This is a genomic window from Nocardia sp. NPDC059691, from assembly GCF_042733915.1.
Lineage (GTDB): Bacteria > Actinomycetota > Actinomycetes > Mycobacteriales > Mycobacteriaceae > Nocardia > Nocardia sichangensis.
On the sequence record NZ_JBHWFB010000004.1, the window covers coordinates 152,982 to 166,730 of the forward strand.

Below are 13,749 nucleotides of genomic sequence, written 5' to 3' on the forward strand. Positions count from 1 at the left end.
CTCGCCACGGGGCGGTAGCCGGTCAGCCTTGTTTGCGCTGGCGCTCTCGCAACACATGGGAACGCAACCGTGAGAATCCCTTGACCCGCACGCTGCGCAGATGGCGCAAGAGGAATTGCTCGTCGTCGTCCAGAGCCGCGGCGGCGCCGTCGTCGAGGAGGACGGTCCCAGGGCGGGCCACGCCGGTGAGCCGAGCGGCGACGTTGACCACCGTGCCGTAGAGGTCGCCGAAGCGGGTGAGGACGGGCCCGTACGCCAGGCCCACCCGGATCTGGGGCATTTCCGGAACGGTTTGCGCCGCTCGGGCGACCGCCGCGTGCATTGCCAGGGCGATTCGCGCACCGTCGCGGGGATTCTCGGCGGCGAACATCACCTCGTCGCCCACGTTCTTGATCACCCAGCCGCCGTGGGCGGTGACCGCTTCGGTGGTGGTGGTCTCGAATGTTTCCAGCAGATCCGTCAACTCGTCGAGGTCGAGGTGACGGGAGAGCCGGGTGTAGCCGACCATATCGGCGAAGCCGACGAGCAGTTGGCGTGTGGCGCCATCGGATTCGAGTGAGCGGCTCAGCGCCGCGGCGAGATGTCGTTGCCACGCGTACTGCTGCAGATCGGTGAGCACCGCGATGGTCCGGGCAGTGGCCTGGCGGTTCGATTCGGACATCGACTGCCCGCCTTCGGCGGCGATGCGGCTGCCGATCTCACGGGCGATCAGATCCGCCTGCCACTCGGCCAGTCGCGCCATCGCCTGACCGACACTGCGGGCGGCGGCGATCTGACTCTGCTCGCTCGCCCCCGCGACCGGGTCCATCGCGGTGAAGTGGCGCACCGCGGCGATGTCGGCATCGGTGAACACCACGTCGTCGTCACTCGCCGTGGCGGGGAAGCCGAGCGCAACCCACAGCTTCTTGGCACGTTCGACAGACACTCCGGAAAGCTCGGCCACCTGGGCGCGCGTGTACCGTCGTGGGCCGCCGAGCAACGACTGCTCGACCACAGCGTCGACCACGTCGGTCACCTCACCGGATTCGATCACCCCGCCAGTACAGCACATGCGGCGGCGACCGGCGCCCGATGATTCATGCCCAGATTCGCGACAGCGCCGAACGGGAGTACGTCTGCTGGGGCGTCACGGTGATCAGGTCGCAAACCTCGACGAGTTCGCCCGGCACCGCATTGCCGAAGTGCTGCAGACCCGGTGCGATCACGGCGTCGACGCCGAAGGTGCGGACGACGTCGACGAGGCGATCCACCGGTGCGTCGGTGCCGGCGCCGAAGGTCACCGTCTTACACAACTCGTAACCCAGGCGTTTGGCCAGACTCCGCATCTGCGCTTCGTCCCAATCCTGGGACACACCCGAGACGTCCTTGCGGAGATATCCCAGTGCGGGTGGTTTGGCCCTCATCGGTACTCCCTTGCCGCGTTGCCGAAGTAGTCGAAGCGCCTGCACTCCTGCGGCTCGCGCGGTGTCGGCGCATCGAATTGCAGGCTGAGCAAGTTATTGACATCATATGTTGTCAACAGCAGTCGATGTCAACATGTGAGGCGTTCGACAAAGCGGCTTTCCGGCATCGCCCGCACCGAGCGTACCGCCGAAGGGCGAGCTGCGCCGGTTGCGCCGCCTGGCAATGGGATTTGTTGGACCACAACACTTTTCGGTAACAGACCGGACACGGGGTGGTGTCGGGACACAGCCTTCGAACCGGCGGTCCATTCCCGTGGACGACGCGGCCGATGCGTCGGCTATTCCAGAATTCCGGTCTGCCTGCCCGCGCCGGGCGCCTGGGTCAGGGGCCGCCGCGCCAAGACCGCACCGAGGGCGATCATGCCCGCGCCGAGCACGAAATGCAGCCAATTGTCGGCCGTATCGAGCGGCACGAAGTTCGCGTCGCTGCCGGGGTTCACGACGAGTCCGTACAGCCACAGCACGAGATAGAGGGCGCCGCCGCCGAGGAGGAACGCGCGCGCCGACGGCGCGGTGCGGGCGGCCAGCACTCCGGCGAGGCCGAAAGCCAGATGGACCGCGTTGTGCAGCACCGACACGCTGAACAGACCGAGCAATTGGGCCTGCGAGTGATGTCCCGCCCAATCGAGTTCGCCGTAATCGGTCGTGATCCCCGGAATGAACCCCAGGATCCCGACCAGGAGGAACGTGGCTCCTACCGCCATGGCGGCGACCTGAAGAGGAGACCGCCGATCCGTTGTCGCGCCCGGTGTGGAATTGGACATCGCCGAACCAGCCCTTTCGGTGTGGGTGGACCTCCGTCCCCACCGTGCTACCCGGGCGACAACGAGGCAAACAACGACAGCCCAGCCCGGCGGGACGACATCGTCCCGCAGCGAGCGGCCGAGTCCGCGCACCGCCCATCGCGGCGAACGAGCGAGACATGGTCGCGCTGAGACGCCACCCACATACCGAGCGACAGAGGCACTTTCGTGATTCGCATCTCCTCCGATCGGCGCGCCGAAAGCCACGGCGGCGAAAACATCGGCGTTCGCGCTGGTTATTCCGTTCGCGGCGGGATAGGTCGCGGCTTTCGGACACGATTGCGGAGGCATCGGCCCCGCACCGCGGACTCGCGCGCGCCATCCGGTCGGTGAATACTGTCGGCGACTCGAAAACAACTGTCCGCCTTGGTAAGCCGACGCAGTCTGTCAACCGGATGGTGATGCCAGGGAGGCAAGGACCGTGTTGGTCTGGTGTGTTGTGACGATGATCGTGGTCGTTCTGCTGGGAGGAGCGGCGTCGGCGATGGCGTGGGATCCGCGGGGGCGTCGCCGCTCGGCCGCCGCTATGCCGGTTCCGGTGTCGGTGACCTCGGAGTCCACTGTGCAGAACCAGGGCGAGTGGCCGCGCACACGGTGAACGCGACGTCCGGCCCGCGAGAGGGATACCCGGACGAGTGCACGGGCGCGGTAGCGACGATGCGCAGGCCGCTGTCGCCGGAGACGCGTTTGCGGCCGCATTGCTCGCTCTAGCACCTTCCGTCATCAGCGGCATACTCGGAATCTCTCGGGCGCATTCTGTTCGCACGAAGGTGCGGTCGTAGCCTTCCCCGGATCGGGATCGCAGCGGCGGCAAGATCGTCCGCACCACCACCGAACTTTTGCCGGGAAGCATCGTCGTCCCCGCAATTTCCGATCACGCTGATCGAGTCCATTGCCGCCGATTCACGATCCGAGGCACGGTTGTCCAGGGCGGGCAGGCGGTTGGAGGCGTGGTGGCGAATGGATCAGCCCGGACATTCCGGTGTCCGGGGTCATGAGCTACGGGAGAGGCGCACTGCTCGCCGCGGCCGCCGACAGCGAGGCCGGGCAGGACCCCCGCACCCTGCGCAGCGGGCTGGCGATCATGCTGCGCGGGTGCGGGCGGGCACCGGGCGCCGCCGCGGTCGCGATCGGCTCCGGCCTGGTGAACGCGTGCTGCATGGTGCTCGCCGCGAGAGCCGTCGGATGGAGTACGGAGCACGTGGTGGTCGCGAGCTTCGCCGAGGGCCGTTTCCTGGCGGGCGCCGCCGCGACCGGTGCGGCCTTCGTGCTGGCGGTCTCGCTGCTGCGCATCGCGACGATCATCCTGCGCGGTGTGGCGACCGGCACGGTGCAATTCCGTAACGAGGCCCAGACCCGCAAAGCCGTGGTCGCGCAATACCTGCGGCTCGGCATCGCCTGGCATCGCCGCAGGCCGGCCGGGCAACTGGTCTCCCGCGCGATCTCCGACGTGGAGACGGCCTGGGATCCCATGCAGCACTTCCCTTTCGCGGTCGGTATGACCGCCATGCTGCTGTTGGTCATGGTCGACATCGCGCTCGCCGACCTCTGGCTCGCTCTGATCGCGCTGGTGCTCATCCCGCTGGTGCTGGCCGCGAATCTGCTTTACCAACGGGTGCTCGCACCGCGGGCCCGGGCGGCTCAGCAGCAGCGAGCACTGGTCAGCGGGCTCGCGCACGAGGCCATCGCCGGACGGCAGGTGGTGCGCACCCTCGGCATCGGCGAGCGGGAAATCGATCGTTTCGCGGCGGCCGCCGACGCCTCCCGCGCGGCGAACCGGCGCATGGGCAACGCGAGCGCCGTCTTCGACCCCGCGATCGAGCTGATGCCGCCCCTGGCGGCGCTGGCCATCCTGGCCGTCGGCGTGGCACGGGTCGACGCCGGTCTGCTCGGCGTCGGCGCCCTGGTGGAGGTGATCTACCTGCTCATCACCACCGCGATTCCGCTCAACGTCATCGCCCGCTTCCTCGGCGTGCTACCGCTGGGCGTGGCGGGGCAGACCCGAGTCGACCACGTGCTGACCGCCGCCGACCGCCCGGCGCACGGGCAGCTCCCACTCGGCGCGCACGATCGCGGCGTCGCCGTGCAGCTCGCCGGAGCCGGTTACGGCTACACCGGCGACACCCGCGCGGTGCGCGACCTGACCGTACGGGTACGTCCCGGCGCCGTACTGGCGGTGGTCGGCGCGACCGGCGCGGGCAAGAGCACGCTGCTGGCGCTGCTGGCGCATCTGCTCGAGGCCGACCGGGGCGCAGTCGCGCTCACCGGGGTCGACACCCGGCTCCTCGCACCGGACGCGGTGCGCCGCCGGACCGCGCTGGTCACCCAGAACGCCTTCTTGTTCGCCGACACCGCTCGCGCCAACATCACCCTCGGCGCCGCGGCCTCGGACGAAGAGATCGAGCGCGCGCTGCGCATCGCCGACGCCGCGGGGTTCGTCGGCCGCCTCCCCGACGGCCTGGACACCTACCTCAGCGAAACCGTGCAACTCTCCGGTGGTCAACGTCAGCGGTTGGCGCTGGCGCGCGCCGTCTTCCGCCGCCCCGGCCTGCTCCTGCTCGACGACGCCACCTCCGCGCTGGACCCCCTGGTGGAGCGGACCGTGGTGGAGGCGCTGCGCGCCGAGTACGCGGGCGACGACCGCCGCACCACGGTGGTGCTGGTCGGGCATCGCGCCGCGACGGTCGGTCTCGCCGACACCGTGGTTTTCCTCGCCGGTGGGCGCATCGTCGCGCAGGGACGGCACGAGGACCTTCTCGCTACCGAACCGGCGTATCGCGCGCTGCTCGGTGCATACCACGCGTCCGATCAGACCGACGCCATGGAGCCGGCGTGGTGAACACGAGTCCAACCGAGCCGACCGGACCCGACTACCGAACCACCGGTCTACTGCGCCGGGTGCGCCGCGACACCGTGCTGTCCCGCCGCGCTCTGGCGGTGATCTTGCTACTGGCCGTCGTCGCGGCCTCCGGCCGGATCGTCATCCCCGTCACCATCCAATACGCCCTCGACCACGCGCTGCTCGGTGCGATCGACCAGGCCACCCGCGCACGCGTCGTGACCGGCGCCGTGTTCGCCGGAGTACTCGCGGTACTGCTGGCGATGCTCGCTTCCGCGTTGATGAACCACCGGGTCATCCGCACCGTCGAGCAGGCACTGCTGGATCTGCGGGTGGCCGCCTTCGCCCGCATCCTGCGCCTTTCCCCCGCCGATCCCCGCGCGGATTCCGCCGGCGCTCTCGTCGCGCGCGTCACCAACGACGTCGACGTGGTCACGCTGTACGCCCAGTCCGGCGGAATCACACTGGTGCAGAACATCTCTCAGATGCTGCTGGCGCTCGTGGTGATGCTGGTCTACTCGTGGCCGCTCGCGCTGCTCGTGCTATTGATCGGCATCGGCGTCCCGGTCGCGGGCCACACCTTGCAGCAATGGGTGGCGCGCCGCTTCGATGCCGTGCGCCGAAGCATCGGCGAACTCTACGGCGGCCTGCTGGAAGTGCTTGTCGGCATCGACACCATCCGCGGTTACGGCATCGAGGAACGGATGCGCGCCCGCGCCGACGCGCAGATCGACGCCGTTTTCGACGCCCAGCGGCGAACCCTGTGGCCGATGGGATTCAACGTCTCCATCGGCGAGGTCGCCAGCGGGCTCATCACCACCTCGGTCGTGGTGGCGGGCACCGCGGCCGGAATGGGCGTGCTGGGACCGGAGCTCGGGCTCAGCGCGGGCGACATCGTCGCCTTCCTGTTCCTGGTGACCTTCTTCGTCCGACCCATGCAGTTCGCCGTCAGCAGCCTCGCCGACGCCCGCAATGCCGAGGCCGGCCTGCGGCGCGTGGTCGAAATCCTGGACATCCCCGAGGAATCCACGGCGGCTCGGCGCACAACGCTGCCATCCGGCCCGGCTACCGTGGAACTGCGCGGCGTCGGCTTCCACTACTCCCCCGACCGGCCCGCGTTACGCGGCCTGGACGTGCGTATCGCGCCCGGCGAGCACGTCGCCGTCGTCGGCGAGACCGGCTCCGGCAAGAGCACTTTCGCGAAACTCGTGACCCGGCAGCTGCTGCCGACCAGCGGCGCGCTCACCCTGTGGGGTGTCGACCTCACCGAGATCGCCGACGAAGCACTCACCCGGCGGGTCGCGATCGTCCCGCAGGACGCCTTCCTCTTCGATCGCACCGTCGGCGAGAACATCGCGCTCGGTCGCGCGGGCGATTCCCGCGACGCCGTGCTCGGCGTACTGGCCCGGCTCGGGTTGCGGGATTGGGTGCGGACTCTGCCGCAGGGACTGGAGACTCCGGTCGGCCAGCGCGGCGAGGCCTTGTCGGCGGGTGAACGCCAGCTCGTGGCCTTGGCCAGGACCGCACTGGTCGATCCGGATCTGCTCGTCCTCGACGAGGCCACCAGCGGCGTCGACGCAGGCACCGACGTGCGGGTGCAACACGCGCTGGCGCGCCTCACCCACGGCCGCACCACCCTCACGATCGCGCATCGGATGCACACAGCCGAGACCGCCGATCGGGTGCTGCTCTTCCACGAGGGCCGGATCACCGAGGACGGCACCCACACCGAACTGATCGAACGCGGCGGGCGTTACGCGCGCCTCCACGCGGTGTGGGCACGCGACACCGTGTCGCCCTCGCAACGGATTCCCACCGACGTCGGCGGGTGATCCGGGGCGCGGCAGGCGATCACGAAAACGGCCGAGGCGGTCGCACCACACCGGCGAAGTTCGTGCGATGGGTGACGCCACACCTCGGCCGCCATTGCGACGAGCGGCTCAGCTGACGGAGACGCTGCCGCCCTTGGGCAGATACCCGATCTTCTCCACGGGCAGCTCGCCGACCACGGAACCGGTGCAGTCCCTTCCGGAGTACAGCGTGACGGCACGATCGGTGCTGTTGACGACGGTGATCTGGAACGTGGTGTAGAAAAGTCCGTCGGTGTTCAGGCAGCCCACCGGATCCGCGTGCAGTTCGCCGTTGATCCCCAGCGTGCCGACCGCGGCCTGCGCCGTCCCCGCCGACAGCATCGCCGCGGCCCCCGCCAGGGCCAGCGCACCGACAAACCCAGCAGTACGAATCATTCGTGCCTCCAGTTCTTTTCGATGTCGACCAACCCCGAAGCCGACGTCTGGTGAAAATGCGCCTGTGATTCTGTCACGAGTTCCAGCAGGACGGAACCGTGCTGGTCAGACGCACGGCAGACACGGCACCGCCCGGCCGGGCACCGGTGGCGCCCCGCCGAGCGGATTCGTGATCAGGCGACAGCGCCCTCGGCGCGAAGGGCCTTGACCTCCCGGCGCACCCCGAACGCCACGATGATCTCCACGAGGCCGATGATGATCAGCCACACTCCGGCCAGGAGGGCCAGCGTGGCCACCGACTGCACCGGCCAGACGATCAGCACGACACCGGCCGCCGCGGTGACGACCCCGAAAAACACCTGCCACCAGCGTCCCGGCATCTCCGGCTCGGAGATGCCGGCCACCAGCAGCGCGATCCCGCGAAACAGCCAGCCGATGCCGATCCACAACCCGAGCAGCAGCAACGAGGCCAGTTCGTCGCGGAAGCAGAACACGCCGATCACGATGGACACCACGCCGATGATGAACGCCAGCACCCGCAGGCCGGTGCTCGCCGGTGCGGCGAAGGCCGCGACCAGCTGCAGGAAGCCGGTGACCACCAGGTAGATGCCGAAGACGATGCCCGCCGCCGCCAGAGTGATGTCGGGCCAGACCAGGATCAGGATGCCGAGGATCACCGCGAAAACGCCGGTCAGCAGGATGGTTTGCCACCCACGGCGGGCAAGAGACTGCAGTGGACCCTCTACCACGCTGTTTGTCGTCATTCACTGATGCTATAGCCGCTCCACATGAGTTCTCTGGACATTTGCTGATTGGGATTTCCCGCGGTTTTCCGGTAGGCGCGACAACGTTGCGCGGTGTTCACGTTTCGCTGTTCGAACGTCCGGGTAGTTATGCCTTAGTGACTCTTCGTTGGCGCCCCTGGGCTGAACGGGTGGGTCGGGGTTCGGTGAGACTCGGGTGGCTAGGAGAAGAGGGTGGCGGTTCTGCTCGTGTTGCAGGCGCGTGGGCTGGGTGATCTACTCACCGCGGTCCCGGCTCTACGTGCGCTGCGCCGGGCCAAACCGCACGATCGCATCGTCTTGGCGGCACCGCTGCGACTCAAGCCGATCGTCGACCTGATCGCCTCGGTCGACGCCTTGATGCCGACCGCCGATCCGAGCGGCTTCCGCTGGGACGCGCCTCCCCCCGAGTTGGCGGTCAACCTGCACGGCTCGAGCGCCGAAAGTATCGTCACGCTGTCCAAGACCCGGGCCGAGCGCATACTCACCTTCCGCAATCCCGCGTTCCCCGAATTGTCCGGCCCGGAGTGGGAACCGGACATGCACCAGGTGGACCGCTGGTGTCACCTGCTGGAGTACGACGGCATCGGCGCGGATCGCCGCAACCTCGGACTGGTTCCGCCGGTGTCGACGACCAGCCGCCGCGACTGCGTGGTCGTGCACGTCGGCGCGGGCGCACCGGCTCGCCGCTGGCCGGCGGACCGGTTCGCCGCCGTCGTCCGGCACCTGCTCGCCCTCGGGCGAGAGGTGGTTCTCACCGGGGACGAATACGAACGCCAACTCGCGCTGGGCGTCGCCGCGCGGGCAGGCCTGCCCGTGGGCCGGGTGCTCGCCGGGCAGCAGAACCTCATCGATCTGGCCGCCACCGTCGCCGAGGCCGCCCTGGTGATCTGCGGAGACACCGGCGTGGCGCATCTGGCCACGGCGTTCGGCACCCGCACCGTCCTGTTGTTCGGCCCGACGCCGCCGCGGTGGGCGGGCCCGCCCGCACACCTGCTCGGCAGGCACGCCGTGCTGTGGACCGGCCACGTCGGCGATCCGGACGCCGACACCCCCGACCCCGGTCTGTTGCAGATCGGCGTCACCGAGGTGATCAACGCCGTCGACAAGCAGCTGAGCAAGCGCAATTGGCCCGGCACGGGTACCGACCGCCGTAAGACGGCGTATCGACGCGTGGGATGACAGGCGTTCGGTGCGGTCACACCGCCGCGGTCAAGCGTTCGCCGTCGCGGCGGTTTTGAGGGCCGCGGAATAGGCGGCGATCGCACTCGGCCAGAACTGCTCGAGGTAATCGCGGGCGTCGGCGAGACCGCGCGGGTCGAGGGAATACAGCCTGCGGTTGCCGTCCGGCCGCATCATCACCAACCGCGCCTCGCGCAGCACACGCAGATGCTGTGAGACCGCCGAGCTGGTCACTCCGAGTTCTCGAGCGAGTTCGCCGACCGAGCGCGCGGCCTGCGGCAGGGCTTCGAAGATCGCGCGGCGGGTCGGGTCCGCGAGCGCCGTTAGGGCACGAACTCCATTAGTCGCCACTCACACAGTCTGCGCACCCAGCTTTTCTCTGGTCAACTATCGACACGGCATCGTCTTCCCAGCTCGCATGGGAATCCGGCGCCTTTCGTCACCTTTCCGTGACCGGCGAGCTGGGTTTTTGCCCGGCGGTGATGGTTGCCACAGGATTGCGGATGCCCGAGACGGCTCCCGTACGTTCGACGCATGCCCGTGACCTTTCCGTTACCGATCCGTCGCGCCGCGACGCGGTTGCGCCGTGATCGCGCCGCCGCCCGCGTCGTCGCCGCCGCCGCGGTCGTCACCGCCTCCTTCGGCATCCTCGCCGCGGCGCAGCAGGACGAGGACACCGACGCGTCCGCCCGTCTCGTCGCGGGGAAGATCGCCTCGGGCGAGATCCGCCCGGCCGAGGGCATGGCTCGATTCGCCGTCTTCACCCCGCCGACCGGTCCGGCGCCGCAGGCCGCCCCGATGCCCGCGCCCTCGGACGTGAACCGCATCGCGCAGAACTTCGCGCGCCCCATGACCGTCCGGCCCGCAGCGGGCGTGCTCACCTCGAATTTCGGCACGCGCTGGGGCGCGATGCACGCGGGCCTGGATTTCGGTGACCCGCTCGGAGCTCCGATCGCCGCGGTCACCGACGGCGTGGTGATCGAGGCCGGTCCCGCTTCGGGCTTCGGCCTGTGGGTGCGCGTGCAGCAGGACGACGGCACCATCGGCGTCTACGGCCACGTGAACGACATCCTCGCCACCGTCGGCCAGCAGGTCCGCGCGGGCGACGTCATCGCGACGGTCGGCAATCGTGGCTACTCCACCGGCCCGCATCTGCACTACGAGGTCCGTCTGCCCGACGGCACGCCGATCGATCCGCGGCCCTGGCTGGCCGGACGCGGCATCGACGTCGGGTATGCGCAGGAGGACTGATCTCGCGAACGGACCCGGCGACAGCGCCGTCGCCCGCGAGGGCCGCGAACGCAACGACGCGTTCGCGGCCCGCTTCTTCTCTCCAGGCGGGCCGGGCACGCCGAGCACGACGGCCCGCGATCTCGCCGCGGGATCACATCGTGTGAGCCGACTGGACGAGCTGTGACAGCGAGCCGGGCGCGACCTATGCGGCGGCATGTGCGTCTGCGGTACCGACCGATCGTGTCGCCCGATACCCGGGTACTAGGAGCGAATAGCGCCGCGGCGGGACGCCCTCCGGCGTCCGTGATTTCTACGTTCGGTGCATGTCCACAACATATTTCGCCACCGCGCCCGAAGACGGGTCGCGGGCGAGCGCGAAGACGGCGACGCGCGGGCGACTGCATCGGCCACTGCTGGGCACGGTCGCCGCGATGACGGCGCTCGTCCTGTTCTCCCTCGCGGCGATGCCGATCGACGACCGCGCGCTGCTCGGCGAATCGGTCTGGCTCAAGCCGATGAAATTCGGCCTGGCGTTCGCGCTCTACAGCCTCACCCTCGCGTGGCTGCTGTCGTTGCCGCACAAGGGCAGCCGGGTCACCTGGTGGCTGGGCTCGGTGTTCGCGGTGACCGGATTCATCGATGTGGGATTCATCGTGCTGCAGGCCGCACGCGGCACGTTCAGCCACTTCAATACCGAGGACGACCCGGTGAACTCGATCGGGCAGATGGTCTTCGCCTCCGGCGTGCCCGGCCTGTTCCTGGCCAACCTGCTCATCGTGCTGATCTTGTCCTGGCAGCGTTTGGTGGACCGCCCGACCGCACGCGCTGTCCACGCCGGACTGGCACTGGCCGTGGCGGGCATGGCGCTGGGCTACCTGATGGGCTTCACCGGCAAGCAACTCGTCCGCGACAGCGACGGACGAATCGTCGAATTGGCCGCCGGGCACACGGTGCTGCCCGGCGCGGGCGATCTCGCCGCGCGCGACGCCATGCGCGGCATGCCGATCACGCACTGGAGCACGGTCGGCGGTGACCTGCGCGTTCCGCACTTCGTCGGGCTGCACGGCATCCAGGTGCTGCTGCTGGTTGCCGTCGCGCTCGCCTGGCTCGCTCCCCGGTACCGCTGGCTGCGCCCCGAACGCGCCCGCGCGGCCGTCGTGGGTGTGCTCGCGGCGGGCTACGCAGGCCTGCTGGCGCTGGTCTTCTGGCAGGCGATGCGCGGCCAGTCGCTGGTCCACCCGGACACCGCCACCTGGTCGGCGGGCTGCGGACTCGCCGCGACCGTCGTCGCGCTGCTCGCCGCGGTGTATCTACGCCACCGCGACCGCGCCGCACACCCGAACCCGGCGGACCCGGTCAGCGCAGACGTTCCGCGTCACGGGTGAGCGCGACCAGCGTCTTGCCGAGCACGGCCAGCTCATCGGGCGTCGCCCCCTCCGCGATGGCGGTGGCGACGTCCTCGGCGGCGCAGCGGGCAGCGAACCAGCGATCGGCCAAGTCGGCGGCCTCCTGGGCACTGAGTACCACCGCGTCGTCGGGAATCCCCGTTCCCTTCAGACTGTTGCGGTGTTCGTAGGCGCGTTGGCGACAGGACTGGCGGCAGTACCGGCGACGGCGGCCGGCCTCCGATTCCACGATCTCCCGCCCACACCACTGGCAGGACAAGCGGCGCGACATGACGCAGAACACTAATAGCTCGCCATCCGCGGTCCACTCAGCGACCCCCGGCGAATCACCCGCCATCGGGCGCGACGAGTCCTGTGCGCCGCGGGCACTACAATGGAACGGTTCACCGCGGCCGCGTCGGGAACTATCGGCGCAGGCCCGATCGTTGTACATCAGGTCCGGCGGGTGCCCCGCGCACTCGCGCGGACACGGTCGCAGCGCACGAAGACTCGAGCACACAGGGAGAGGCACACCATGGCAGATCGCGTACTCCGAGGCAGTCGGCTCGGAGCGGTGAGCTACGAGACCGATCGCGACCACGACCTGGCTCCGCGTCGGATCGCCCGGTACCGGACCGACAACGGCGAGGAATTCGACGTTCCCTTCGCCGACGACGCCGAGATCCCGCCGACCTGGCTGTGCCGCAACGGCCAGGAGGGCGTGCTGGTCGAAGGCACCAGCCAGGAGACCAAGAAGGTCAAGCCGCCGCGCACGCACTGGGACATGCTGCTGGAACGCCGCAGCAAGGAGGAGCTCGAGGAGTTGCTCAAGGAGCGCTTGGAGCTGCTCAAGACCCGCCGCCGCGCCTGACGGTTCGCGAATACGGAAACGGCCGCCGCATCGTCCGGATGCGGCGGCCGTTCGCTGTGCGCGTGGTCGTGCGGGTCAGTGACTGGCCACCTTGCGGTAGCGCAGCAGCGCCAGCGGCACGGCCACCACGAGGATCGCCACCGAGCAGGCTGCCGCGTATTCGACGCTGTGGTCGGCGGCCCAGCCGCTGGGCGGGACGAAGGTGGGCGGCGAGTCGTTGTCGAACAGCTTTCGTCCCGCCGCCGAGACCGCGGTGATCGGATTCCACTCGGCGATCGTGCGCAGCGGACCCGGCAGCGTCTCGGCCGAGATGAACGCCGAGGAGATGAACGTCAGCGGGAACAGCCAGATCAGGCCGGCGCTCTGTGCCACTTCGACGGTCGGCGACATCAGGCCCGTCAGCGCGCCGACCCAGGACATCGCGAAGGCGAACAACAGGATCACCGCGAACGCCAGCACGGCGTCGGAGACGCTGCCGTGGATGCGCCAGCCCACGATGTACCCGCACCCGACCATCACCGCCAAACTCAGGATGTTGACCACCAGGTCCGACAGCGTGCGGCCCATCAGCACGGCCAGTCGCGACATCGGCAGCGCGCGCATCCGGTCGATGATGCCCTTCTGCAGATCCCCGGCCAGGCCGACCGTGGTGAACGCGGCGTTGAACGCCACCGTCTGGGTGAAGATGCCCGCGAGCAGGAATTCGCGGTATTGGCCGCCGCCCAGCGAGGCGCCGAAGATATAGGCGAACAAGAACACGAACATCAGCGGTTGGATCGTGGCCGTCACCAGCAGCGTCGGCACGCGCAGAATGGTGAGCAGATTGCGGTGCGCGACGATCGCGCTGTCCCGGAACAACCGCAGCCGCGGGGCGGAATTCGGTTGCGTCATGGCCTTTTTCGGCTCCTGTTCCGCCTTCGCGGCGGCCTCCCCAACGATTGCCGT

Annotated in this window: 15 protein-coding genes; 7 read left to right on the plus strand and 8 right to left on the minus strand. The window is 69.1% G+C overall.

Annotated features, from left to right (window positions below):
• Positions 1 to 22: 22 nt before the first annotated feature.
• From ACFV2O_RS11020 to ACFV2O_RS11030, 3 genes are all read right to left on the minus strand, one after another.
• Positions 23 to 1,033 (minus strand): adenylate/guanylate cyclase domain-containing protein, encoded by a 1,011-nt coding sequence (locus ACFV2O_RS11020; RefSeq protein ID WP_379251689.1) that lies wholly within the window; start codon positions 1,031 to 1,033, stop codon positions 23 to 25.
• Between the two features lie 43 nt (positions 1,034 to 1,076).
• Entirely contained in the window at positions 1,077 to 1,403 is a 327-nt protein-coding gene (locus tag ACFV2O_RS11025; RefSeq protein ID WP_379251690.1) for a hypothetical protein, read from the minus strand.
• Between the two features lie 338 nt (positions 1,404 to 1,741).
• Positions 1,742 to 2,167 (minus strand): DUF4383 domain-containing protein, encoded by a 426-nt coding sequence (locus ACFV2O_RS11030; protein ID WP_379251691.1) that lies wholly within the window; start codon positions 2,165 to 2,167, stop codon positions 1,742 to 1,744.
• A 1,093-nt stretch (positions 2,168 to 3,260) separates the two neighbouring features.
• On the opposite strand from ACFV2O_RS11030, the gene ACFV2O_RS11035 reads away from it, so the two are divergent.
• Both ACFV2O_RS11035 and ACFV2O_RS11040 read left to right on the plus strand, forming a co-directional pair.
• Positions 3,261 to 5,105, plus strand: coding sequence for an ABC transporter ATP-binding protein (locus ACFV2O_RS11035; protein ID WP_379251692.1), 1,845 nt, complete (start codon positions 3,261 to 3,263; stop codon positions 5,103 to 5,105).
• Positions 5,102 to 6,937, plus strand: coding sequence for an ABC transporter ATP-binding protein (locus tag ACFV2O_RS11040; RefSeq protein ID WP_379251693.1), 1,836 nt, complete (start codon positions 5,102 to 5,104; stop codon positions 6,935 to 6,937). Before ACFV2O_RS11035 ends, ACFV2O_RS11040 begins: the two co-directional genes overlap by 4 nt.
• A 108-nt stretch (positions 6,938 to 7,045) precedes the next feature.
• On the opposite strand, the gene ACFV2O_RS11045 is transcribed toward ACFV2O_RS11040, so the two are convergent.
• Together ACFV2O_RS11045 and ACFV2O_RS11050 are read right to left on the minus strand one after the other, a co-directional pair.
• On the minus strand, positions 7,046 to 7,351 hold the full coding sequence (locus tag ACFV2O_RS11045) for a hypothetical protein (protein WP_355077673.1): 306 nt from the start codon (positions 7,349 to 7,351) through the stop codon (positions 7,046 to 7,048).
• A gap of 173 nt (positions 7,352 to 7,524) precedes the next feature.
• On the minus strand, positions 7,525 to 8,115 hold the full coding sequence (locus ACFV2O_RS11050; protein WP_379251694.1) for an HdeD family acid-resistance protein: 591 nt from the start codon (positions 8,113 to 8,115) through the stop codon (positions 7,525 to 7,527).
• Positions 8,116 to 8,328: 213 nt separating this feature from the next.
• Here ACFV2O_RS11050 and ACFV2O_RS11055 point away from each other — a divergent pair, with 213 nt between their 5' ends.
• On the plus strand, positions 8,329 to 9,315 hold the full coding sequence (locus ACFV2O_RS11055; protein WP_379251695.1) for a glycosyltransferase family 9 protein: 987 nt from the start codon (positions 8,329 to 8,331) through the stop codon (positions 9,313 to 9,315).
• Between the two features lie 30 nt (positions 9,316 to 9,345).
• Here the strand turns inward: ACFV2O_RS11055 and ACFV2O_RS11060 are convergent, their stop codons facing one another.
• Positions 9,346 to 9,666, minus strand: coding sequence for an ArsR/SmtB family transcription factor (locus ACFV2O_RS11060; RefSeq protein WP_379251696.1), 321 nt, complete (start codon positions 9,664 to 9,666; stop codon positions 9,346 to 9,348).
• 183 nt (positions 9,667 to 9,849) lie between these two features.
• On the opposite strand from ACFV2O_RS11060, the gene ACFV2O_RS11065 reads away from it, so the two are divergent.
• The 3 genes from ACFV2O_RS11065 (at position 9,850) to ACFV2O_RS11075 (ending at position 11,933) form a co-directional block, all read left to right on the plus strand.
• Positions 9,850 to 10,566: a M23 family metallopeptidase gene (locus ACFV2O_RS11065; protein WP_355077667.1), complete on the plus strand. Its 717-nt coding sequence runs from the start codon at positions 9,850 to 9,852 to the stop codon at positions 10,564 to 10,566.
• Positions 10,550 to 10,732: a hypothetical protein gene (locus tag ACFV2O_RS11070; RefSeq protein WP_379251697.1), complete on the plus strand. Its 183-nt coding sequence runs from the start codon at positions 10,550 to 10,552 to the stop codon at positions 10,730 to 10,732. The genes ACFV2O_RS11065 and ACFV2O_RS11070 overlap by 17 nt, the downstream gene beginning before the upstream one ends.
• A 139-nt stretch (positions 10,733 to 10,871) precedes the next feature.
• The gene (locus ACFV2O_RS11075) at positions 10,872 to 11,933 is read left to right on the plus strand and encodes a hypothetical protein (protein WP_379251698.1); all 1,062 of its coding nucleotides are present in this window, start codon (positions 10,872 to 10,874) and stop codon (positions 11,931 to 11,933) included.
• Here the strand turns inward: ACFV2O_RS11075 and ACFV2O_RS11080 are convergent.
• Entirely contained in the window at positions 11,905 to 12,225 is a 321-nt protein-coding gene (locus tag ACFV2O_RS11080) for a hypothetical protein (protein ID WP_355077663.1), read from the minus strand. The genes ACFV2O_RS11075 and ACFV2O_RS11080 overlap by 29 nt on opposite strands.
• A 243-nt stretch (positions 12,226 to 12,468) precedes the next feature.
• On the opposite strand from ACFV2O_RS11080, the gene ACFV2O_RS11085 reads away from it, so the two are divergent.
• On the plus strand, positions 12,469 to 12,804 hold the full coding sequence (locus ACFV2O_RS11085; RefSeq protein ID WP_355077661.1) for an RNA polymerase-binding protein RbpA: 336 nt from the start codon (positions 12,469 to 12,471) through the stop codon (positions 12,802 to 12,804).
• Positions 12,805 to 12,879: 75 nt separating this feature from the next.
• Here ACFV2O_RS11085 and ACFV2O_RS11090 read toward each other — a convergent pair whose 3' ends face one another.
• Complete coding sequence (locus tag ACFV2O_RS11090; RefSeq protein ID WP_355077700.1) at positions 12,880 to 13,662, minus strand: ABC transporter permease; 783 nt, start codon at positions 13,660 to 13,662, stop codon at positions 12,880 to 12,882.
• Positions 13,663 to 13,749 lie beyond the last annotated feature (87 nt).